Annotated in this window: 23 protein-coding genes; 13 read left to right on the top strand and 10 right to left on the bottom strand. The window is 38.6% G+C overall.

Going from position 1 to position 22,875, the window contains the following annotated elements; genetic code table 11:
• Window positions 1–58 precede the first annotated feature (58 nt).
• The 6 genes from dnaJ to AC0L7T_RS04765 all read right to left on the bottom strand — a co-directional run bounded on the left by dnaJ (window position 59) and on the right by AC0L7T_RS04765 (window position 5,075).
• Window positions 59–1,177 carry a molecular chaperone DnaJ gene (dnaJ, locus tag AC0L7T_RS04790; RefSeq protein ID WP_473341341.1) on the bottom strand — a complete coding sequence of 373 codons (1,119 nt, stop codon included), beginning with the start codon at window positions 1,175–1,177 and terminating at the stop codon, window positions 59–61.
• Between the two features lie 6 nt (window positions 1,178–1,183).
• Entirely contained in the window at window positions 1,184–1,753 is a 570-nt protein-coding gene (locus tag AC0L7T_RS04785; protein ID WP_473341340.1) for a nucleotide exchange factor GrpE, read from the bottom strand.
• 80 nt (window positions 1,754–1,833) lie between these two features.
• Window positions 1,834–2,823, bottom strand: a complete 990-nt coding sequence (obgE, locus tag AC0L7T_RS04780; RefSeq protein ID WP_473341339.1) for a GTPase ObgE — start codon at window positions 2,821–2,823, stop codon at window positions 1,834–1,836.
• Window positions 2,824–2,943: 120 nt separating this feature from the next.
• Window positions 2,944–3,516 carry an adenylate kinase gene (locus tag AC0L7T_RS04775; RefSeq protein ID WP_473341338.1) on the bottom strand — a complete coding sequence of 191 codons (573 nt, stop codon included), beginning with the start codon at window positions 3,514–3,516 and terminating at the stop codon, window positions 2,944–2,946.
• A 27-nt stretch (window positions 3,517–3,543) separates the two neighbouring features.
• Window positions 3,544–4,080 carry a hypoxanthine phosphoribosyltransferase gene (gene hpt / locus AC0L7T_RS04770; RefSeq protein ID WP_473341337.1) on the bottom strand — a complete coding sequence of 179 codons (537 nt, stop codon included), beginning with the start codon at window positions 4,078–4,080 and terminating at the stop codon, window positions 3,544–3,546.
• 77 nt (window positions 4,081–4,157) lie between these two features.
• The gene (locus AC0L7T_RS04765; protein ID WP_473341336.1) at window positions 4,158–5,075 is read right to left on the bottom strand and encodes an aminopeptidase; all 918 of its coding nucleotides are present in this window, start codon (window positions 5,073–5,075) and stop codon (window positions 4,158–4,160) included.
• Between the two features lie 175 nt (window positions 5,076–5,250).
• Between AC0L7T_RS04765 and AC0L7T_RS04760 the strand changes: the two genes are divergently transcribed.
• The 4 genes from AC0L7T_RS04760 (at window position 5,251) to AC0L7T_RS04745 (ending at window position 8,641) form a co-directional block, all read left to right on the top strand.
• A complete protein-coding gene (locus AC0L7T_RS04760; RefSeq protein WP_473341335.1) occupies window positions 5,251–6,525 on the top strand; it encodes an OmpA family protein in 1,275 nt (424 codons plus the stop codon).
• Window positions 6,526–6,597: 72 nt separating this feature from the next.
• Window positions 6,598–7,245: a uracil phosphoribosyltransferase gene (gene upp, locus AC0L7T_RS04755; RefSeq protein ID WP_473341334.1), complete on the top strand. Its 648-nt coding sequence runs from the start codon at window positions 6,598–6,600 to the stop codon at window positions 7,243–7,245.
• Between the two features lie 14 nt (window positions 7,246–7,259).
• Window positions 7,260–8,186: a calcium/sodium antiporter gene (locus tag AC0L7T_RS04750; protein WP_473341332.1), complete on the top strand. Its 927-nt coding sequence runs from the start codon at window positions 7,260–7,262 to the stop codon at window positions 8,184–8,186.
• Window positions 8,183–8,641 carry a hypothetical protein gene (locus AC0L7T_RS04745; RefSeq protein WP_473341331.1) on the top strand — a complete coding sequence of 153 codons (459 nt, stop codon included), beginning with the start codon at window positions 8,183–8,185 and terminating at the stop codon, window positions 8,639–8,641. The genes AC0L7T_RS04750 and AC0L7T_RS04745 overlap by 4 nt, the downstream gene beginning before the upstream one ends.
• 46 nt (window positions 8,642–8,687) lie before the next feature.
• On the opposite strand, the gene AC0L7T_RS04740 is transcribed toward AC0L7T_RS04745, so the two are convergent.
• Genes AC0L7T_RS04740 through AC0L7T_RS04730 form a run of 3 tightly spaced genes read right to left on the bottom strand, consistent with a single transcriptional unit; the run spans window position 8,688 to window position 11,535 of the window.
• Window positions 8,688–9,644 carry an FKBP-type peptidyl-prolyl cis-trans isomerase gene (locus AC0L7T_RS04740; protein WP_473341330.1) on the bottom strand — a complete coding sequence of 319 codons (957 nt, stop codon included), beginning with the start codon at window positions 9,642–9,644 and terminating at the stop codon, window positions 8,688–8,690.
• Between the two features lie 24 nt (window positions 9,645–9,668).
• Complete coding sequence (locus tag AC0L7T_RS04735) at window positions 9,669–11,006, bottom strand: outer membrane beta-barrel protein (protein WP_473341329.1); 1,338 nt, start codon at window positions 11,004–11,006, stop codon at window positions 9,669–9,671.
• A complete protein-coding gene (locus tag AC0L7T_RS04730) occupies window positions 10,987–11,535 on the bottom strand; it encodes an RNA polymerase sigma factor (RefSeq protein WP_473341327.1) in 549 nt (182 codons plus the stop codon). Before AC0L7T_RS04730 ends, AC0L7T_RS04735 begins: the two co-directional genes overlap by 20 nt.
• Before the next feature lie 532 nt (window positions 11,536–12,067).
• Between AC0L7T_RS04730 and AC0L7T_RS04725 the strand changes: the two genes are divergently transcribed.
• The 6 genes from AC0L7T_RS04725 (at window position 12,068) to AC0L7T_RS04700 (ending at window position 18,565) form a co-directional block, all read left to right on the top strand.
• Window positions 12,068–12,790 (top strand): hypothetical protein, encoded by a 723-nt coding sequence (locus AC0L7T_RS04725; protein ID WP_473341326.1) that lies wholly within the window; start codon window positions 12,068–12,070, stop codon window positions 12,788–12,790.
• A 68-nt stretch (window positions 12,791–12,858) separates the two neighbouring features.
• Window positions 12,859–13,737: a lipoyl synthase gene (gene lipA, locus AC0L7T_RS04720; protein WP_473341325.1), complete on the top strand. Its 879-nt coding sequence runs from the start codon at window positions 12,859–12,861 to the stop codon at window positions 13,735–13,737.
• Between the two features lie 151 nt (window positions 13,738–13,888).
• Entirely contained in the window at window positions 13,889–14,485 is a 597-nt protein-coding gene (locus AC0L7T_RS04715; protein WP_473341324.1) for an Ezrin/radixin/moesin family protein, read from the top strand.
• 109 nt (window positions 14,486–14,594) lie between these two features.
• Window positions 14,595–16,295: a single-stranded-DNA-specific exonuclease RecJ gene (gene recJ, locus AC0L7T_RS04710; RefSeq protein ID WP_473341323.1), complete on the top strand. Its 1,701-nt coding sequence runs from the start codon at window positions 14,595–14,597 to the stop codon at window positions 16,293–16,295.
• A gap of 2 nt (window positions 16,296–16,297) precedes the next feature.
• On the top strand, window positions 16,298–17,029 hold the full coding sequence (lptB, locus tag AC0L7T_RS04705) for an LPS export ABC transporter ATP-binding protein (RefSeq protein ID WP_473341322.1): 732 nt from the start codon (window positions 16,298–16,300) through the stop codon (window positions 17,027–17,029).
• Window positions 17,030–17,047: 18 nt separating this feature from the next.
• Window positions 17,048–18,565 (top strand): GH3 auxin-responsive promoter family protein, encoded by a 1,518-nt coding sequence (locus tag AC0L7T_RS04700; protein ID WP_473341321.1) that lies wholly within the window; start codon window positions 17,048–17,050, stop codon window positions 18,563–18,565.
• A 549-nt stretch (window positions 18,566–19,114) separates the two neighbouring features.
• Here AC0L7T_RS04700 and mazG read toward each other — a convergent pair.
• On the bottom strand, window positions 19,115–19,918 hold the full coding sequence (gene mazG, locus AC0L7T_RS04695) for a nucleoside triphosphate pyrophosphohydrolase (protein ID WP_473341320.1): 804 nt from the start codon (window positions 19,916–19,918) through the stop codon (window positions 19,115–19,117).
• 74 nt (window positions 19,919–19,992) lie between these two features.
• Here mazG and AC0L7T_RS04690 point away from each other — a divergent pair, with 74 nt between their 5' ends.
• Genes AC0L7T_RS04690 through AC0L7T_RS04680 form a run of 3 tightly spaced genes read left to right on the top strand, consistent with a single transcriptional unit; the run spans window position 19,993 to window position 22,834 of the window.
• Entirely contained in the window at window positions 19,993–20,223 is a 231-nt protein-coding gene (locus AC0L7T_RS04690) for a hypothetical protein (protein ID WP_473341319.1), read from the top strand.
• A 49-nt stretch (window positions 20,224–20,272) separates the two neighbouring features.
• Window positions 20,273–21,661: a phosphoglucosamine mutase gene (gene glmM, locus AC0L7T_RS04685; RefSeq protein WP_473341318.1), complete on the top strand. Its 1,389-nt coding sequence runs from the start codon at window positions 20,273–20,275 to the stop codon at window positions 21,659–21,661.
• 24 nt (window positions 21,662–21,685) lie between these two features.
• Window positions 21,686–22,834 (top strand): cysteine desulfurase family protein, encoded by a 1,149-nt coding sequence (locus AC0L7T_RS04680; RefSeq protein WP_473341317.1) that lies wholly within the window; start codon window positions 21,686–21,688, stop codon window positions 22,832–22,834.
• The last annotated feature ends 41 nt before the right edge of the window (window positions 22,835–22,875 follow it).

Below are 22,875 nucleotides of genomic sequence, written 5' to 3'. Positions count from 1 at the left end.
ACGATTGAAGACTGAAAAGGTTATCAAAAAGAAATGGCCGGCTTCCGGCCATTTCTTTTTAGAAAAATTCTTTAACTTTATCAAATATACTTTTCTCAGAATTCCCTGGATTTGGTTTGAAATTTTCAGAATCTCTAAGTGATTCCAGCTTTTCACGTTCCTCTGTACTTACTTCCTTAGGTGTCCACACATTTATATGTATCAATTGGTCACCTTTACCGTATCCATTAAGTTCTTTTATTCCTTTTCCTTTCAGTCTCAGAATTTTCCCTGCTTGGGTACCCGGCTCAATTTTGATTTTGACTTTACCATCTATGGTAGGTACTTCCAAAGAAACACCAAGGGCTACATCAATAAAACTCAGGTATAGATCGTAGACTACATTGTTCCCATCTCTTACCAATTCACTGTCCTCAATTTCTTCAATGAGAATCAATAAGTCACCAGGCACACCTCCAGGTATTTCATTTCCCTTGCTAGATAAGCTTAGTTGCATGCCTTCTGAAACTCCCGCCGGTATATTTATCGGGATTATTTCTTCTTTTATTACCAAACCATTGGCATTTGCATTGGGTGGTCTTTTATCGACAATCTGCCCACTGCCTTCACAGGTAGGACAAGTACTTGCTGATACCATCTGCCCCAGCATCGTATTGACTACTTTCTTTATTTGTCCCTGTCCCTGGCATGTAGAACAAGTTTTGAAAGTAACACCGTCTGCAATCATGTGACGCTTTACCTTTATTTTCTTCTCCACTCCTTGAGCGAGTTCTTTGAGGTTAAGCTTTAATTTGACACGAAGGTTCGTTCCTTTTCTGGTACGTCTGGAACTTCGTCCACCACCGCCAAAAAACGAATCAAAACCACCACCGCCACCGCCGCCGAAGATGTCCCCAAACTGAGAAAATATGTCATCCATATTCATTCCGCCGCCGCCATAGCCACTATTGCCACTGACACCTTGATGACCATACTTGTCGTATCGTTGTTTTTTCTCTGGATTACTTAACACCTCATATGCTTCCGCACCTTCCTTAAACTTGTCTTCTGAAGTAGGATCGTCCGGATTTTTATCTGGGTGAAATTTAATGGCCAATTTTCTGTAAGCCTTCTTTATTTCTTCAGGGCTGGCACTTCTTGCTACCCCCAGCACTTCGTAATAATCTCTCTTAGCCATAAGTTTTTAATTTCCTATTACCACTTTTGCAAATCGGACAACTTTTCCAGAAAGCATGTATCCTTTTTCTACAACATCTACAATTTTTCCTTTTAGATCCTCAGAGGGAGCAGGAATTTGAGTAATTGCCTCGTGATATTCTGCGTCAAATTTCTTTCCTATCAAATCATCCATAGGATCTAAACCTCTGGATTCTAGGGTCTTACTTAATTTATTATATATTAATTTGCTTCCCTCCTGGTCATTTCCTTCTACTTTAAATGACCTTTCAAAATCATCCAATATTGGAATAATTTCCTGAATAAGGCTCATGGAAGCGGTACTGATCATCTCCAGTTTTTCCTTTGCTGTTCTTCTCCTGAAATTGTCAAATTCGGAGTATAACCTGACATATTTATCTTTCAGTTCCAGGTTTTCCTTTGCCAAACTGTCCGATGCATCCTCTATATCCCTTATCTCTTCAGTCTCTAACTCTCCTTGGGATTCCTTGTTCAGATCTTCTTCATTATTAAGGTTTTCAACTGAATCTGTCTGATCCATACCTTGTTCCTTTTCTTCATTCACTTTATCTGTCATTATTCAATTCGTTTATCAACAATCAATCTCTCTTAAACAATTAACTTGCCATACTCTATAAATATGACATTCTGACATATTTACTGCAATGCCTTCCAAATCAAATCTTTAAGAGCTGGTAACTGAAAACCTGTAATTGAAGAGAAGAAGAGATATGGAATTCCTTCAGGTATTTCAGGTTTCAAGGCCTCCATGAGCTCCTCATCTAGCAAGTCTGATTTAGAGATGGCCAAAATTCGCTTTTTATCTAAAAGCTCTGGATTGTAACGTTTGATTTCATCCAATAATATAGCGTATTGCTCACCGATGTGATCGGCATCTGCGGGCACTAAAAACAGAAGGATGGAATTTCTCTCAATATGCCTGAGAAATCGTAGTCCCAATCCTTTGCCTTCGGCAGCTCCTTCTATTATACCAGGTATATCTGCCATAACAAAAGATTTTCCATCTCTATAATCCACCACACCTAAGTTAGGTATTAGTGTTGTAAAGGCATAGTCTGCAATTTCCGGCTTGGCAGCAGATACGCTCGCCAATAAAGTGGATTTTCCTGCATTTGGAAAACCTACCAACCCTACATCTGCCAAAAGCTTCAGTTCCATTATAATCCATTCCTCTATTCCTTCATCTCCAGGCTGAGCATAATGCGGTGCCTGATTGGTTGAAGTTTTGAAATGATCATTTCCCTGACCGCCTCTACCACCTTTTGTCAATATAAATTCCTGGCCATGTTCCGTGATTTCACACCTGAACTCACCAGTTTCTGCTACTTTTGCAACAGTGCCAATGGGCACTTCCAAAACAACATCATGGCCGTCGGAGCCTTTTCTTCTTCCACCTTCTCCATTATTCCCCTTGTCTGCAATGACATGTTTTTTGTATTTGAGATGAAGTAGTGTCCATAGTTGGGAATTTCCTCTCAGAATAATATGCCCCCCTCTTCCACCATCACCACCATCAGGTCCCCCTTTAGGAACATGTTTTTCTCTTCTGAAATGTACTGACCCACTTCCCCCTGCTCCTGATCGGGAGCAAAATTTCACGTAATCAATAAAATTGGATCCTGCCACAACTTTTACAGTTTAATATTCGGTACTTAAATTTTCATCCCTTAACATTCAACTTTTGGATGAAAAGAAAATGGCCAAGCTTGTAAGCTCAGCCATAAAATTATTTTGCAAAGATAGTGATTAATACTTATCTACCACAGCACAAATATTTTCGAAGATTTCATCTATGACACCAACGCCATGAATTCCGGATAATTTACCCTGATTTTTATAGTAGTTGGCGACTGGCAAGGTTTCTTCATTGTAAACCTTAATCCTATTTTTTATTTTTTCTTCATCCTGATCATCTGCCCTTCCTGAGGTCTTTCCTCTTTCCTTAAGGCGATTTTTCAATTCTTCTTCAGGAACTTCCAAAGCGATCATTCCAGAGATGGCTGTTCCTTTCTTTGTCAACAATTCGTCTAGCGCTTTAGCTTGAGCTACAGTACGAGGAAAGCCATCAAAAATAACGCCATTTGCATCCAATGAATCGTTGATCTTGTCTTCTACCATACCTATTACTACCTCGTCAGGTACAAGATTTCCTTCATCCATGTATTTGCGGGCCAACTTTCCTAACGCTGTGCCTTCACCCAAATGTTTTCTGAATAAGTCTCCAGTGGAAATGTGTTCAATATTGTACTTTTCTATCAACTTTTCACTTTGGGTCCCTTTACCTGCTCCGGGAGGGCCAAACAAAACGATATTTAACATAAGTGTAATTTTAATATAAATTAAGTGTTAATTTTTTTCAACAATTTGGTAAATATCTTTCAGGTTTCTCCCATGCCCTTGAAAATCCAGCCCATATCCAACTACGAAGAGGTCAGGGATTTCAAATCCAATATACTTGACCTTAACTGGCACCTTCAATGCGTCTGGTTTCAATAAGAGACTGACAATTTCAACACTGCTTGGTTGCTCATTGTTAATCATTTCCAGGAGGTGTACCATACTTGTACCAGTATCCACGATATCCTCCACAATAACGACATCTTTATCCTTAAGAGACTCCTCCAAACCTATTAATTCTCTGACTTTACCATCAGATTTTAATCCTGAATAGGAGGCTACCTTTATAAAACTGATAGACATATCCACTGTAATCTCCTTGCAAATATCAGACATAAACATAAAACTACCGTTCAAAACAGCTAAAAAGATAGGATTTTTTGTCTGATAATCACGATTTATGGAGTCAGCGAGTTCCTTCACCCTATTCAAAATGACTTTTTCTTTAAGATATGGTTCAAAAAATAAGTGTTTTAACTTAATCATTCTTACAAGTAAGTTTCCCAGGTGATGGATACCAAATACAAATATTCACCCTCTAAATAAGGACAAAATCAAATTCCTTACAAATATTGTAATAAATATTGATACAATTTAAACATACTCTCCATATCTGAAATGGCTACCTTTTCAATAGGAGTATGTGGATTTTCCTCTGGTGCACCAATAAAACACCAATCGATGGGATAAGGGCTCATTTGAATCTCTCTTCCATCACTTCCCCCATAAGCCTCTACTTCCAGCTGAAAAGGAATTCTTGCCTCGCGGGCACAATCGATAATTCTATTTACAAAAGTTTTTCGGGGTATAAAACTATCTCTCATTGAAATCACAGCCCCTTTGTCAAAATGAACGCCCTCGGTAACCCAGGTAACATCCGCTATTAATGCTTGTTTTACTTTCCAGTTGTCATATATGTATTTAATAAGGAAAGGGACTGAGCCTCCACCATGTTCTTCATAGGTACTAAATACCAGAATACCGTCTTCCAATGTATCACATAAGCGTAATAAGGTGTAAATCCCCAATCTATTGTCTAAAAATGCGGCTTGAAGAAACCCATCTTTTACTGTGACTTCTTGTTCGAATGAAAGAAGGGTCCCCGTTTCAATTTTTCTTGGAAAATCATGAAAAACGTTGCCATTAATTTCTCTGGCTTTACACCTTATAGGACCAGCCTCATCACTCCCCACCAACCACACACCATCCAAGAGCTCTGGGCCACCAATAGGCACGAGTTGATTTTCGTATCTGGCCGTAAAACCAACCGTATCCATGTGCGCAAACACAGCAGTTCGAGGCTTACCAAAAACAAGGATTATATTGTCATGAAATCCCTCTCCATGGTGGATTTCCGGAGTTACTTTCCACGTGGATTTGTGTTCAATTATATAATGAAGGATAAAAGCTGAAATCCTAGACTCATCTCCTGAGACGCTATCTAGATGAAGAATTTCTTTTAATAATTTTGTGAATGGCATAGTTTATGTTAATTATTTTTTTAAATTTCGGGATCAAATTAGTTTTTATTGAAACAATTGAGATAGATGTTTAAAGTTCCCGTAAATTAATATACATTTGTATCATAAACCGAGTAAAAATCTAATACCAATCAAAATCATTTAAAACACTGAATGTTGTAAAAAATTTTTTATCATGAAAAAAATAATACTATCAACACTACTAGTTGGTGCTTTAGCTGTAGGTGCTAATGCTCAAGACGACTTCAACAAATGGTCTGTAGAGGTTAACGGGGGGTTCAATAAACCAATGGCTCCAATTACGCCAGGTTATTTCTCTCCTACGTTAAACCTTGGTCATGCCGATCTTGGTGTCAGGTATATGTTTAATGAAAAATTTGGAACCAAATTAGATTTTGGTTTCGGTAGCTTTAAAAACGCTAGCGACACGCCTGATTTCTCTACAAATTACTACCGACTGAACCTACAAGGAGTTGCCAATATTGGCAGAATAATGAATTGGGAAACCTTTTCACAAACTTTCAACCTTTTGGGTCACTTTGGTGGAGGAATTAGCCAAATTACTCCTCAGGAAAATATGTTTGCTGACGAAAAAGATCGTCAGTACAATATAAGTACTGGGATGACCTTACAGGTTAAATTGAGTGATCGAATTGCCCTTACCGGTGATGTAACCAATTTTGTTGCAGGACGTCAATCAATCGCTTTTGATGGAGCATCTGATATTACCCCATCATCTGACAATGGTTATTACGGCGCAAATGCTGTTTGGTGGACTGGTACTTTGGGTCTTACATTCTACTTAGGTAGTAGTGACACTCATGCTGACTGGTACATTAGAGAAAGCAAATACGCTACTAAAGACGAATTGGCTACTCAAATCGGTGAAATCAAGGACATGCTGAAAGACTCTGATGGAGACGGCGTTCCTGATTACTTAGATCAAGAGCCTAACACTCCTGCAGGAGCAAGAGTTGATTCTCACGGTGTAACGATGGATTCTGATGGTGATGGTCTTCCTGATCATTTAGACAAATGTCCTTTCGTTCCAGGTCCAGCATCTCTTGAAGGTTGTGCACCTGAAGATACTGATGAGGTTGATTACCTGGCTAAAGCTATAAACGATCAATACGTAAACGTTTATTTTGCTTTTGACAGTTCTAAACCACTTGGATATTCTGCTTCTTCAGCAAATTATGTTGCTAATTTCATGAAGAGAAACCCAGGTGTTCAAGTAGAAATCAAAGGATATGCCGATGAATTAGGCCCTGAGAACTATAATATGAAACTTTCTGAGAAAAGAGCTAAATCTGTTTATGATTTACTTGTTGCTACAGGAGTGGATGCATCTAGACTTTCTTATAAAGGATACGGTGAAGATACTAGCGTAGACAAATCTTCTGCTGACGCAAGACAAATGGCAAGAAGAGTTAGTTTTGAGATCCAGTAAATAGGCATCTTACATAATATTTAAAACCCGATCTTAAAAGATCGGGTTTTTTTGTTTTAACTTTGTCCTACCATGTTTATTCTCAATCAAAATAACTCCATCGCCAATCATTATCTGGCAGAACTTCGGGACATCCAAGTTCAGAAAGACCGGATGCGTTTCAGAAAAAACCTTGAGAGATTAGGTGAAATCCTAGCCTACGAAGTTTCCAAGGAACTCCCCTATTCTTCTGCATCGGTATCCAGCCCCTTTGGTGAAGTCGAAACCCCTCTTTTGAAAGATCAACCTATAATTATAGCTGTGCTAAGAGCTGCAGTACCCTTTTATCAAGGCGTGTTGAATCTATTTGACCAATCAGACAGTGGATTTATTGGTGCTTATAGGAATGAAGGAGAGGATGGTTCTGAAATAGAAATCACCTTGAACTACCTGGCGGCACCTGACCTAACAGGAAAAACGGTAATCATGGTGGATCCAATGTTGGCTACAGGAAAATCCTTTTTAAAAAGCATACAGGCCCTTAAAGGAAATGGTTTACCTAAACAAATTGAAGTGGTAAGTGCCATCGCTGCTCCTGAGGGAATAAAGCATATTCAGGAAAATCTGGATCTCCCCCATCGTTTTTGGATCGGGGCAGTAGACGAAAAACTGAATCAACAATCCTACATTATCCCTGGATTAGGCGATGCAGGTGACCTCGCTTTTGGTTCTAAAATTTAATTTATTCTTTTAAAATGAGCTATTTAATATTGGCCTTTGGCTTTCTGGTCCTTTTACTGGGTGGAAAACTGCTTGTCGACGGTGCTTCTGCAATTGCTGCAAGGTTAGGCTTAAGTCCTGGATTGATTGGGTTAACCATTGTTGCTTTCGGGACTTCGGCTCCAGAGTTATTGATAAGTGTTACCGCTGCATTAAAAGGCGCTAGTGATATCGCTATTGGCAACGTAATAGGAAGTAATATCTCAAATATCACGCTCGTATTAGGAATTAGCTCTATAATATTCCCCATTTACATCCAGAAAAGCACCCTTAAACTCGATTACCCTTTTACTTTAATTAGTTCTGTCATTTTCTATATCATGGCATTCAATGGGCTTATTACTTTCATTGAAGGAATCATTTTGTTTTCCTGTTTTGTTGCACTAAACTATTATTTTTTCAAATCTATAGAGAGAGTAGAATTTTCTGATGAGGAAGCTATCTTAATGAAAAAGCAGTCGCCATGGTGGGCTATCCTGCAACTTATGGGAGGAGCAGCCGGTTTATATTTTGGATCTGAATTAGTAGTTGGCAATGCCTCGTTAATCGCAAGAAATTTTGGTGTAAGTGAAAGAATTATCGGAGTCACCATAATTGCAATAGGCACCAGTTTACCTGAATTGGTGACTTCGGTCCTTGCTGCATTGAAGAAAGAAACTGAAATGGCCTTAGGCAATATTTTAGGAAGTAACATCATGAATGTTTTTTCTATTATTGGTATTACAGCACTTGTCAAACCAATTGATGTTGCCACGGATTTTATTTACACTGACTTTGTATGGATGCTAGGGTTTACGGTCTTTCTCTTACCAGTAATGCGTATCAATTACAACATCTCCAGGTTAAACGGTGTCACATTAGTATTGGGTTATATGCTTTATATTTATTTCATTATTTCATGACTGAATACTTAATTACATTTGCAGGAATTTACTTCCTCTGTCTTTTTAAATTTATTGCTGGTCCCCTTTTAGGAGCAGCTGCAGGGTATAGTTTATTGGAGATAGTCTTAGTCACTGTTTCAGGTATGATGACATCAGTGGTATTATTTACTTTTTTAGGAGAATGGTTTATGCAAAATTGGAACATCCTGATTAGTAAAAAGCCAAAAAGATTTTCCAAAAGAACTAGAAATGTCATTAAGGTTTGGCAGAAATTTGGAGTCTGGGGAATAGCCTTTCTTACTCCCTTAATCCTAACTCCAATTGGCGGAACAGTAGTGCTTACTTCATTTGGCATCGACAAGAAAAAAATTCTTTTTACTATGTTTGTGAGTGCCTTAATATGGTCTTTTGCTTTTGGGCTAAGCATAGAGGAATTATTAAAAATCCCATTCTTGAAAAATTTATGGACATAAAAAAAAGGGCTTGAAGTTCAAGCCCTTTTTTTTATGTTTCAAAATATCAATTTACAGAAAGCACTTCTGCTTCGAATAATATTGGCGTAAAAGGCTTTACAAGGTCAATTTGTTCTCCTTTATTAATTAAATCCTCTCGGATGGCAGAAGGAAAAATCTGAATGGATACATCGTAGGCATTAAAAGAGGTAGACAATACTTCAATCTTTTGATCAGGCAATACATCAATTAAAGCCTCATTCAAAAATTCCAACCCGGAATTTCCTACAGATACGGTAGTAGGTTGATTACTCGTATAAGATTCGTAAACAGGATCATCCTCTCCCAATTCAAATAGCTCAAAATCCACTGAGACATTGCTTCCCAATTTAGACTCCGTCTTAGTATCATCTCCGGCGGTTATCGTTCGCACATAAATCCCTTCCGCTACTTCTTGAAAACCTTCCAGTTGCTCTGTCGCTATATAATCGGCAATCATGGCTTCTTCCCGTTCCATAAGTTCTTCTTTTGAGTATTTGGCAGCATACTTTAATTTAATCACCAAGTTGGAAGAAGGCAGGATCAACGTTTCGAATCCATAGTTCCCAAAAGCAAGATAGGAGGGTGAATAAACGGTCATTTCTTCCCCCACCTTGGCCAGACCAGAAGCATAAGTAATGGCTATTGGCCACAATCCATCCTGGCTGTATCTAAATATCCTAGGTTCTTTGGTTTCGTCCATATAAGAATCTATCAATTGACCGTCAAGACTATGAATTTCATAGTATACCCCTATAAAATCAGCATTTACATATTGTTCTGCATCTGGTTTTTCAACTGTCTTTGCATAATAATATCCTGATTGTGACTTGGTCGCAACAATATTATTGGCGGCTATGTATTGTTCCAAAATAAGGTCATCTCTCTCCATGTCCAATTCTATCTCCGATGCAGAATCTTCAATACAAGAAGACATTAAAATAATCAGGCCAAGTAGCCAGGTAAACTTGTTCGTTAAAATCATGGTAATTAATTAAAGTTTGGTTTGTTATTTATTTTTAAAATTGAAATTCATTCGCAGGTTAACCCCCCCAATAGAAAACTGCTGGTCTGCAAAAGTAAGGCCTCCCAATGGTAATTTGTAGAAAGGCTCGAAGGAAATATAAAACTCTTTGTTTAACTGATACTCATAGCCAAATGAAAGGTTTAAAAGCCCTGCTACATCAGTACTGCTTTGTCCTGTCTCAGGGGTAAATACATTACTAAAACTTTGTACTGAAGGTGCGTATTCTAACGCTCCATTAATGCTGTTTGCATTGAATAAGGACTGTGCCTGATACGATTCAACCGTGTTTTGTTTTAAGTACACCATGCTTGACAAACCAGTAATCAAATACAAACCTGTCTGCTTCTTATCGTAAAACTTATACTTTAAATTCACTGGAATATCCAGGGAAGCAAAATTAAGTTGGTAATCGGTGTCGATAATTTTACTATTGGACTTTAGACTTTCTGAAGCAGGAGAGGCATCCATCATCTGATCCATTCTATGGTTATTTTGCGCACCCATGCTTTGGTTAGCATAGGCCAACCCTACATCTAGCTTTAGTTTTCTGCTCAATGAGATCTCTGACATAATCCCAGCACCTAAATTCATCCCTGAAACAGGGTTTGAACTTGACTGAGGACTTACCATTAAGCCCAGTTTAAAGGACTTTGGTAAATCAGGAACTAGTTTAGATTCTTTTTCAGAATTTGAGGTTTTCCATGCATCCACCAGATTTTGGGCATCTGTTTCAGACATCCCTGTGGATTTTTCAGAAAGCAATTCCTCCTTTATTTTCGCCCCCCCTTCAAGTTTATCAAACTGCTGACCAATTTCAGCCTGAAATTCATCCCAAATATCAGTAAAATCTGCTATAAATGATGGGGCTAAGTCCTTAGTTGTTTCAGGAATTGTACGAACAGGAACCCTGTTCACCCCCCCATGCAAATCAGCAATAGGTTGGGAATTTGACACACCAGATGTACCTGGCTTCCGCGAGCCTGTAATGGCTTCTGAACTGATTGTTGGGACTTTTATCTCTTCAGGTTCTTGCTTTTCTTTATTTTCAAAAAAAGGAGCCTTGTCCTTTGTTACCGCATCTGCTATTGACTTTACCTTTTGATCAATTTCCACATGTTTAGGGAAATAAAAGAAAAAGAACAACAAACTAGCAGCTATACCTGCGGTCATAAAAGGCCAATAAATCAGCCATGCTTTTCTTTTGGGCTTAAAATAAGCATCAGAAAACTTCTCCCACTCTTTAGGGTCAAAAGGCTCCTCATGCCTGCTGAAGGAGGCTTTTATTTTCTCCGCCAGTTTCTTATCGAACTGCTCCTTCATTTTTTATATGATTTAATGCAATAATTTTTTCTCTCAATTTCTCCTTCGCTCTGGCCAAATAGGTCCTACAGGTACTTGATGGTATGCCTAGCTTTTCACTAATTTCTGAATGCTTGAATCCCTCTATTTCATACATATTGAAAATTACTCTCAATATATCTGGTAACTCTTCGAGGCACTTTAAGATATCATTCTTAGACAATTCATCTATAATATCGGCGTCATAAGTCTCAGCGTGCGCTTTGTCAATCTCCATTAGCGCCTGATGTTTTAAATTTTTCCTGTAATAGTCGACAGAAGTATTAATAATAATCCTACGAAACCATGCTTTGAATGAATTGTCTAAGCAAAATTGATCCAGTTTATCAAAAGCCTTCATGTAACTATCATTTACGATTTCGCATGCCTCTTCCCTATTACCCGAATACCTTAGCGCAATACTCATAGCATAGCCATAAAAGTGCCTGTAAAGCCTTTCCAGAGATTTTTTATCTCGCTTTAGTGCTTCTTGTATGAGATCTTTCTCCAAAAGCTTTTGTTTTACTGGGTAGATTCAAAACCCATACGTTACTAACTCCAAAAACGCTACAATACTTAATGAAATTTTATTTATTTCCGATTTTTTGTACCTAAATCATCCCCTCCTATTTAAGAACAAATGAAATATCAATTCCTTTTATCGAATCAAATAGCTGGAAAACCAAAGCATTAGAAGGTTGAGACATTGCTTCAACGTGTTTAATGGAAAAAACCAATTTTGGGCTAATCTTGCCTTTATTTCACTTTTTCCTTCGACTCCGCTCAGGCACAAAATAATCCTTCGGCTCCGCTCTCGTACCGTATTTCCATTCGACTCCACTCAAAAACCGGAGCCGAAGCAAACTATTTTAATCAAAATAAATATTTTCACACCTCAATTTCAAATAATAAGCACCACACAATTCACTAACAAAGCAAAGTCCTTTTGCATGATAAACTTAATCTGTCTATTTTTAATACCTAATAGATAACAATAAATGCAAATTTAGCGTTTAAATTGCTGATCATTTATGACTAAAGAAATGAAATATTTCCTACTGCTTATTTTTCTTTTAGGTACTTCTTTCAATTTATTGGCTCAGGAGGAGGAGTCCGGAGATTATGACTATGACAAAGAAGTGCTCTTTGGTATCAATAAGAACACCAATGGAGGGTTGATTGGTGGCATTAGTTTCAAAATTGGTTCAAGGATAGATGACAATCTATTTCAGTTTTTCAATTTAGAATTGGCCAATGTCAAAAATCCTAAAGAAGTACGATACAACACTGTTTTAGGAAATAGTTATATTTTCGGAAAATCCAATTACCTCTACGCCATCCGCCCACAGTATGGCAGGGAAATAATTGCTTTCAAAAAAGCACCACATCAAGGGGTTCAAATTTCATTCCTAACAGCTATTGGCCCCACTATAGGCTTACTCGCTCCTTATTATGTAGAATATGCGCTTAGTCGTACAGAAACGGTTCGCGAGGCTTACGATCCCGCTGTACATCAAAGTAGATTTAACATCCTTGGCCCCGGCAGACTTTTCGAGGGGATTGGAGAATCTGAAATCGCTTTTGGTGCAAATGCCAAAGCTGCTATTAATTTTGAGTTTGGTTTTTTAAAGTCAAATGTAACAGGTCTGGAACTAGGATACCAATTGGAGGGTTTCACCAAAGAGATCCCTTTAATGCCTACTACTGAGAACAGGCAGATCTTCCAATCTGCATTTGTCACCCTTTACTATGGGTTTAGAAGGTAGAGAGTTTGGTCCTAATTTGGGTTAACTCATATTTAATGACTAATTTTGAACGGATTTAAAAACCCGATATGATAGAACTACCGGTAATTTCTGAAGAACAAACCAGAAGAAAAAAACCCAATTGGTTAAGGGTCAAACTGCCTGTTGGTAAAGAATATGCACATGTCCGTAAGTTGGTGGACGAGCACAAGCTACATACCATTTGCGAGAGTGGAAATTGCCCTAATATGGGAGAATGCTGGGGTGCCGGCACAGCCACCTTTATGATTTTGGGGAATGTATGCACCAGATCATGCTCCTTCTGTGCTGTGGCTACAGGCAGGCCACCTGAGTACGATGAAGACGAACCCAGAAGAGTAGCAGAAGCAATTAAACTCATGCAGGTAAAACACGCTGTAATCACTTCTGTTAACAGAGACGAACTTAAAGATAAGGGTGCAGACATCTGGTATAGAACTGTTGCTGAAACAAAGAAAAGCTCACCTGAAACGACTATTGAAACCCTCATCCCAGATGTCAAGGGAAATTGGGAAGCTTTGTACCGGATGATAAGTGCTGGGCAAGAAGTGGTTTCGCACAATGTAGAAACCGTTGAAAGGCTATATAGGAGAGTAAGACCACAGGCCAAGTACAACCGATCTCTGGAACAAATCAAGTTGACTAAGGAGTATGGCAAACGAACCAAAACGGGAATAATGCTCGGGTTGGGAGAGAAAAAGGATGAAGTACTTAAGGCCATGGATGATTTAGCTGCGCATGGTTGTGATATTCTAACGTTGGGTCAATACCTGCAGCCAACAAAAATGCACATTGAAGTGGCTGAATTCATACATCCAGACCAATTTGATGCATACAGAGAAGAAGGACTGAATAGAGGTTTGAAATATGTAGAATCAGGACCACTAGTTAGATCTTCCTATCACGCAGAAAGACATGTGAACGTTTAACGTTCTAACTTTTAGTAACCCCGGGTTAAATGCACTTGATTTTTCCGGGGGTTATGATTTTTTTAAGGATGGAAAGGAAAATGGCTAATTTTTTGTATCTTTTGACTGTGTATAACTTACCAATAAAACTGGCTTTTAAACCTGCATTAAAATGACTTTTACCAAATCATTACTATTTGTAATAATCGCTGCAGTATTTTTCAACTGTTCCTCTAAAACACTTGGTGGACTTACCAAAGAAGAGTACAAATCATGGAAACAGCAGAAAAAAGAAATGAGCATCGAAGCTTTCAAGGCTTTGGTAGAGGACAAGGCCAAACTGGACCAGGAAAACTTCACGCTCACTGAAAAAACGGCTTATCTTGAGCAAAAGATCAGCAGTAAAGAAGGTGAAATTGATCGATTGGCCCGTCAGGTAATAAGCTTAAGTACGCAAAACAATCAAAGTTCGGTTGGGAATTCAGCATCCATCACGGATGAATGGCAACAAGGAGTAGTTTTTAAAGTACAGTTGGCCGCATTCGATGAATTTGACCTTAGAGACCTCACCGAAAACGGAAGTGACCTTAAAATCATAGATGAGGAAGGGTACATCAAATACGTTTTAGGTCAATTTAGGGACTATAAAATGGCGGACCTGTTTAAGAAAAAATTAAGAAAAATAGGTGTAAAAGAAGCATGGATCGTCCCTTTTAAAGACGGCAAGAGAGTACCACTTAAGGAAGTTCTCACCGAGGTGATTGACTAAACGGTAAAGAACTCAATGCATGGACTTTAGGTAAATCATTTAATTTTTATTAGAATTATTAAGGTGCTTTTTTAGTTGAATCGCCTGTTTGTTTTGTAATTTACACCCCATGGACTTTAGATGGAAACATAAAAACAAGGCAAATCCCGAATTAGTAGAACACCTTAGCAATGAAATCAACGTCAATCCAACATTAGCAAATGTATTGGTAAATCGCGGCATTGGCGATTTCCAACAAGCAAAAGATTTTTTCCGTCCAGACTTGGACAAATTACATGATCCATTCCTAATGAAGGACATGGACACAGCTGTCCAGAGATTACATCAAGCCATAGAGAACAACGAGAAAATACTTGTTTATGGAGATTATGATGTTGACGGCACTACTTCAGTGGCCTTGTTTTATGGTTTTATTAAATCGTTTTATGACAATGTAGCTTTTTATATTCCAGACAGGTACAAAGAAGGGTATGGTATCTCTGAAAAAGGAGTGCATTTTGCTGCAGAAAACAACTTCAGTCTCGTTGTATCATTGGATTGCGGAATCAAGGCCATGGGTAAAATTGAGCTGGCCAATGAATTGGGTGTAGACTTCATTATCTGTGACCACCATACTCCTGGAGACCTACTCCCTCAAGCCGTTGCTGTTTTAGACCCAAAAAGAAAGGACTGTCCCTATCCGTTCAAAGAATTGAGCGGTTGCGGCGTGGGTTTTAAGCTTGTTCAGGCATATACAAAATTTACAGGCAATAGCCAGATTAACCTCTATGCTTTTCTTGACTTACTAGTAATCAGTATTGCATCTGACATTGTCCCCATTTCAGGAGAAAACAGAATCCTTGCTTATTTTGGTCTGGAAAGATTGAACAACAACCCCAGACCAGGAATTAAAGCCCTGATACTTAAAGGGAAATTAGAAAAAGACATTACGGTTTCAGATATCGTTTTCAAAATTGGACCTAGAATAAATGCCTCTGGAAGACTGGAGCATGCCAAGGCTTCTGTAGAATTATTAATTGCCAAAGATCTTGATGAGGCAGTGAGAAGAGCCGAACTGGTAGAGGATGTAAATGCTGCCCGAAAAAATTTCGATGAAAACATTACCCGTGAAGCATTAGAAATGATTGAAACCAGGGAATTGGAAGGAGATTTCAAAAGTACTGTTTTATTTAAGGAAGACTGGCACAAAGGAGTAATTGGTATTGTGGCCTCCAGATGCATAGAAAAGTACTACAGGCCCACGATCATACTCACCGAGTCAAACAATAAAGCCACAGGCAGTGCTCGCTCTGTCGTTGATTTTAACATCTATGATGCCATTGAAGAATGTAGCGACTTATTGGAGCAGTTTGGCGGGCACAAATATGCGGCAGGGCTTACGCTTTCGGTAGAAAACATCCCCGCATTTCAAGCCAGGTTTGAGGCCGTTGTTAGTGAAAGGGTGACTGAAATACACATGAAACCTATTTTAGAAGTGGACGATGAAATGATCCTGGATCAAATCAATTATAGGTTTTACAACATACTCAAGCAAATGGCTCCTTTTGGCCCTGGAAATCCTGAACCAGTCTTTTGCGCCAATCAGGTTTATGCAGATAACGTTCGCATTCTAAAAGACAAACACTTGCGCTTTGAACTCATTCAAGATGGCCAAAGCACAAGACCGGTTTGTATTGGTTTTGGTTTTGCAGATTATTATGAATTGCTAAATAGCAAAATGCGTTTTAATATCGCATTTGAGATTAGAGAGAATACATTTAGAAATACTAGCAGTTTGCAGCTTTTCGTAAAGGATATCAAATTTGATTAAACATGATATTAAAGGCAGAGCATCTTATTAAAATATACAAGAAAAAAAAGGTAGTCAACAATATTTCCGTTGAAGTAGCTCAGGGAGAAATTGTAGGTCTTTTAGGACCTAATGGCGCTGGAAAAACCACCTCATTTTACATGATTGTGGGCCTTGTAAAACCGAATGGCGGAACCGTATACCTGGACAACCAGGACATCACGCCATTACCCATGTACAAAAGGGCTAAATTGGGCATTGGATACCTGGCACAGGAAGCCTCTGTTTTCAGGAAGCTAACCGTGGAAGAAAATATAATGGCGGTTTTGGAAATGAGTAATATTCCTAAAAAAGCCCAGAAGGAAAAGGTAGAAGAATTATTGGAAGAGTTTAGTCTCACCCATGTGAGAAAAAATTTAGGAATGGTGCTTTCTGGTGGTGAAAGACGAAGAACAGAAATTGCCAGAGCTTTATCTGTGGATCCAAAATTTGTATTACTGGACGAACCATTTGCGGGAGTAGATCCTATTGCTGTGGAAGAAATTCAAACCATTGTAGCCAAGCTTAAAAGGAAGAATATTGGCATTCTCATTACTGACCATAATGTAAATGAAACCTTGTCTATTACTGACCGTGCCTACCTGATGTTTGAAGGGAAACTATTAAAGGCTGGAACAGCGGAAGAACTCGCCGCAGATGAGCAAGTACGAAAAGTTTATCTTGGAAAAAATTTCGAGTTAAAAAGGAAAATTTAAAACGACCAAACCTCCACTATGGAATTGATCAATACTTTTATGACCTGGATCCTAAAGAATCGAATAGGTCAGATCGAAAAATTTAAAAATAATCCGCTGGAAACCCAAAGAGAAATTCTTTTCAAGCTGATACATACAGCCAAAAGAACTGAATTTGGGAAAAAATATAATTTTGAGAAGATTTCGGCTTACGAAGATTACAACCAATGGGTACCTGTTCATGATTATGAAGCACTAAAGCCATATATCGAACAAACCATGAAAGGGCAGCAAAATGTTATTTGGCCAACCCCTATCCATTGGTTTTCAAAATCATCTGGCACCACATCTTCTCGTAGTAAATTCATCCCAGTCTCGCCTGAAAGCCTGGAGGATTGCCATTTCAAGGGTGGCAAAGACATGCTTTCCCTTTATATCAACAATTATCCGGAGACAAAATTGTTTACAGGCAAAAGCCTGACGATAGGCGGAAGCCTTCAAACCAATAATCTTGATTATAATGAAAATAGTTTTTCTGGTGATATTTCTGCTGTCATCATGAGAAATCTCCCTAAATGGGCTCAAATGGCAAGAACACCTAGCCTCGAGGTGGCCTTGATGAGTGAATGGGAGAATAAAATAGACAAGATGGCTGATGAAACGATAAAAGAAAATGTGACCAGTCTTACAGGCGTCCCCACCTGGACAATGGTATTAATTAAGAAAGTCCTCGAAAAAACCAATACCAAAAATATTTTAGAAATTTGGCCTAACCTCGAGGTATTCTTTCATGGTGCTGTAGCTTTTGGTCCATATAAAAACGTTTTCGAAAGCCTTATTCCTTCTCCCGATATGCATTATATGGAAACATACAATGCTTCTGAAGGTTTCTTTGGTATTAAAGACCAAAAAGATTCAGACGAATTGCTTCTAATGCTAGACTACGGGATTTTTTATGAATTCATTCCGATGGAGGAAATAGAAAGCGAACACCCCAACATCATCCCCCTGGATAAGGTAAAGAAAGGTAAAAACTACGCCTTACTAATATCTACAAATGCCGGCCTTTGGAGGTATAAAATTGGTGATACAGTCAAATTCACCTCTACAAACCCTTACAGAATTAAAATTAGCGGACGTACCAAACATTTTATCAATGCCTTTGGTGAGGAGCTGATCGTGGAGAATGCAGAAAAAGCAATGGAAATCACCTGTAAAGCTACAAGTGCCACCATCAGCAACTTTACTGCAGCACCGGTATATTTTGATAAAAACCACGAGCAAGGCACGCATGAATGGATCATTGAGTTTGTAAAGCTACCCACTAATAAGGACGATTTTCTCCAAAGATTGGATCAGGAATTAAAGAATGTAAATTCTGACTACGAAGCCAAGCGATACAAGGACATGGTCTTGAAGCCACCTATTCTTCATTTTGCTTCAGAAGGAATATTTGAAAAGTGGCTCAAATCAAAGGGTCGTTTGGGTGGCCAAAATAAAGTTCCCAGACTTTCCAACAACCGGGAATACATCGATGAAATATTGAAATTCGTTTAATCCCTAAAGATGCATTGGCTATTCCGTTAGGTTAGGAAAAAAAAATGCCCTGTAGCGGTATTATTGCCATTTAATTGAAACAGTGCAGCCACAATACAGATCCAAATCTGGATCAATTACTTACTTATAAGGCACTGATTCTTACTGGTAAAACTAAAAAACATTACAGGTATTACAGCGCTTTTAAGCTAAGATAGTAATGCATCTGTTCATTTCTGAATAAACCAAATAAGATTCTAATTTGGGGTTAAAATGAAGAGAAAAACAAATGGCAACCGGAAGCTAAAATCTACTGAATTTCGGTCAAAAATGGCCTTTCCATAATGCATTTGAGGAATGAAAAAAGCAAGAAATATTTATCCACATTTCGATAATTTTATCCACACCGTTCATGTAATTGAGGTTAATGAATTGATATAGAGCACATTAACACTCGTTAAAAAATTACCAGATTGTGGAAAACTTGGAAAAACTATACTTTTCCTAAATTAATCTAAGCCTAAAAAGTGGATAACCCATTGATCAGAATTTTCTTTTAAAACACCCTATTTACTCCTTACTTTTTGCTGCTTCCCAGTAAGCATCCATTTCCTCCAAACTCATTTCAGACAAGGTTTTACCTGAAGATTTTGCTTCCTTTTCAAGGTATTGAAACCTGAAAATAAATTTCCGGTTGGTTCTCTCTAAAGCATCCTCCGGATTGACCCCAATGAACCTTGAATAGTTTATCAAGGAAAACATAAGGTCTCCAAATTCTTTCGTCGCCTCCTCCTTATTTACAGGTTGCTCAGTAGTGGCATCGAAATTTTCACGAAATTCTGCCAGTTCTTCTTCTACTTTTTCCCATACCTGATGTTTCTCCTCCCAATCGAAACCTACCCCTCTGGCTTTTTCCTGGATCCGCATGGCTTTAATCAAAGCAGGTAACGATTTGGGTACTCCTCCGAGCACACTTGTGTTGCCTTTTTCTTTAAGCTTAATTTTTTCCCAATTTTGCTTTACCTCCTCCTCATCATCAACAGTCGTATCTCCATAAATATGAGGATGTCTTCTAATCAATTTTTCGTTTAGCTGTTCAATCACCTTGGCAATATCGAAAGCTCCTTTCTCATCTCCTATACGGGCATAAAAGACGATATGCAATAATATATCGCCAAGTTCTTTACTAATTTCTTCCAGATCATTGTCTATTATAGCATCGGAAAGTTCAAATGTTTCTTCAATCGTTAGGTGCCTTAAACTCTCAATGGTTTGTTTTTTATCCCATGGGCATTTTTCACGGAGTTCATCCATGATCGTCAATAGTTGGTCAAAAGCTGCTAACTGCTTTTTTCTTTTGTCTGGATTAATCATAAAAAGAGAGGAAACTTATATTTCGGTATAAACGTTTTGAAAGTAATACGTAAATTTGCAGAAATAAAATTGATATGACAACCGTATATTTAACATTGGCATTCGTGGCATTATTTTTCATTTTGATGTCTGTAAGGTTAATTTTCCTAAAAAACGGACAATTCAAAGGAACATGCGCCTCTCAAAACCCCTATCTTAATAAGACAGGTGAAACTTGTGGCTACTGCGGCAAAAAAGTAGATGAGATAAGTTCTTGTGGCAATCCTGACAATGAAGTTGACAAGGTGATGGCAAAATTCAAATAATCACATCCATCAAATACTAATTTTTATAACCTTCCATTAAATTCTTTAAATGGCATTAATTAAATCGATTTCCGGTATTAGAGGAACTATTGGCGGAAAACCTGGTGAGGGACTTTCTCCTTTGGACATAGTGAAATTTTCAGCAGCTTATGGTGCATGGGTTTTAGAAAACTCACCCAATAAAAAAATCGTGTTGGGCAGAGATGCAAGAATCTCTGGAGCGATGGTTTCACAACTGGTGGCCAGTACCCTTCAGGGTTTAGGACTAGATGTAATTGATCTGGGACTGAGCACTACCCCTACCGTAGAACTGGCTGTACCAAGAGAAAATGCAGGTGGTGGAATCATCATTACAGCAAGTCACAATCCCATTCAATGGAATGCGCTAAAGCTACTCAACGCTCAAGGTGAATTTATTACGGACAAGGAAGGTAAAGAAGTACTGGATAAAGCTGAAAACGAGAATTTCACTTTTGCAGAAGTGCGCAAACTAGGACGCTATTCTCAAAGAGAAGATTACCTTGACATCCACATTCAGCATGTTCTTGATCTGGCGCTTGTGGACCGAGAGGCCATTGCGGCTAGAAAATTTAAAGTAGTCATTGATTGTGTGAATTCTTCTGGAGGTCTTGTCGTTCCAAAATTACTTACTGCTCTGGGAGTGGAAGTTATAGAGAAAATGTATTGCGAACCAAATGGAGATTTCCCTCACAACCCTGAACCCTTACCTGAACACCTTCGGGACATTTCCTTAAAGTTGGAAAATGGCAATTATGATCTTGGAATAGTAGTTGATCCGGATGTTGACAGACTTGCATTTCTAAATGAAGACGGTAGCTTTTTCGGGGAGGAATACACCCTCGTGGCTGTAGCAGATTATGTATTGTCCAACCAGAAAGGAAATACTGTATCCAATCTTAGCTCTACCAGAGCTTTAAGAGACGTAACTGAACGCCAGGGAGGAGAATACCACGCTTCTGCTGTGGGTGAAGTAAATGTTGTCACCAAAATGAAAGAGATAGATGCCATTATAGGAGGCGAAGGCAACGGTGGAATAATCTATCCGGAGTCTCATTATGGAAGAGATGCATTGGTGGGCATTGGATTATTCCTAACCCATTTGGCCAAATTTGGGAAATCTGCCAGTAGGCTAAGGGCCACTTATCCTGGCTATTTTATCTCAAAAAACAAAATTGAACTTACACCTTCTATCAATGTAGACAGTATTCTGGATAAGATTCAACGCAAGTATCAAAATTACCCTATCAACACAATAGATGGTGTAAAAATAGAATTTGAGAAAGAATGGGTTCATCTTAGGAAATCAAATACAGAGCCTATCATTCGTATTTATTCAGAATCTGGGACGGCTGCTACCGCTGACCATTTGGCCAATAAAATACTCCTGGACATCAAAGAGATAATTTCAGAGAAATAAGCTAAGATTATCTAAAACGGCATAATGACGGAATTAGCTTCCATATATTTTGACAATGCGGCAACAACTCCCATGGATGAGCGGGTCTTGGAAGTGATGTTACCCTATTATAAAAATAATTTTGGCAATCCTTCTTCTGTACATAGCCATGGGCGAAATGCAAGAGAAGCTTTAGAAAAAGCCAGAAAAAAAATAGCGAGCCTACTAAATACCAGCCCAGGAGAAATTGTATTTACATCTGGCGGAACTGAAGCAGACAATACTGCTATTTGTGGTGCCATTGCAACCTATGGCATAAAGCATGTCATCACCTCTCCTATTGAGCACCATGCAGTTTTGCATGTGGTAGAACAGGAGGTTAAAGAAAAAAACATCCGATTAAGTTTACTCGAATGCGACGCAGAAGGGAATCTAAATATGGATCAACTTGCCTTATTGTTAGAAAAAGAACCTAACAGTTTGGTTAGCTTAATGCATGGCAATAATGAAATAGGAAATCTAAACGATATAGAAAAAATAGCTGCTTTTTGTAAAAAGCATGGCAGCTATTTTCATTCTGATACTGTTCAGACTATGGGGCATTATCCCATTGACTTGAAATCCCTCCCCATTCATTCACTATCAGGTTCGGCCCATAAATTTCATGGTCCTAAAGGGGTCGGCTTTCTCTATATTAATAAAAATAAAAAGATAAACCCATTGATTTTGGGTGGTGGCCAGGAAAGAAACCACAGAGGAGGTACTGAAAATATTGCCGGGATAATTGCCATGGCCAAGGCACTTGAACTGGCCTACGAAGAACAAGCATCACATGCTCAGGAAATTCTGCAGTTAAAAGTTTACTTTAAAAGCCAAATAGAAGAGGCCATTCCAGGTATTACCTTCAATGGACTGTCTGGTAACCTTGACAAAAGCCTGTATACTGTGCTCAATGTAAGCTTCCCTCCTTCAGACAATAACCAAGGCATGTTATTGTTTCATCTTGATCTGGAAGGAATTTCGGCATCAGGTGGTTCAGCATGTTCAAGTGGGGCGCGTCTTGGCTCACATGTACTTAACGCCCTTGAAGCAGATCCCTCAAGAGAAAACGTCAGGTTTTCGTTCAGTAGATTCAATACCAAAGCTGAAATAGACCGTGTGGTGAAAATTTTAGCGGGCTTGTACCAGGCGTAGTCGCTACCTTATTAAGGTAATAACATGCCATTTCCTTATGA

This window comes from Cyclobacterium sp. 10D3-21, assembly GCF_055809755.1.
The sequence above is the reverse complement of the archived record's forward strand: the minus strand, read 5'-3'. Positions and strand labels throughout refer to the sequence as shown.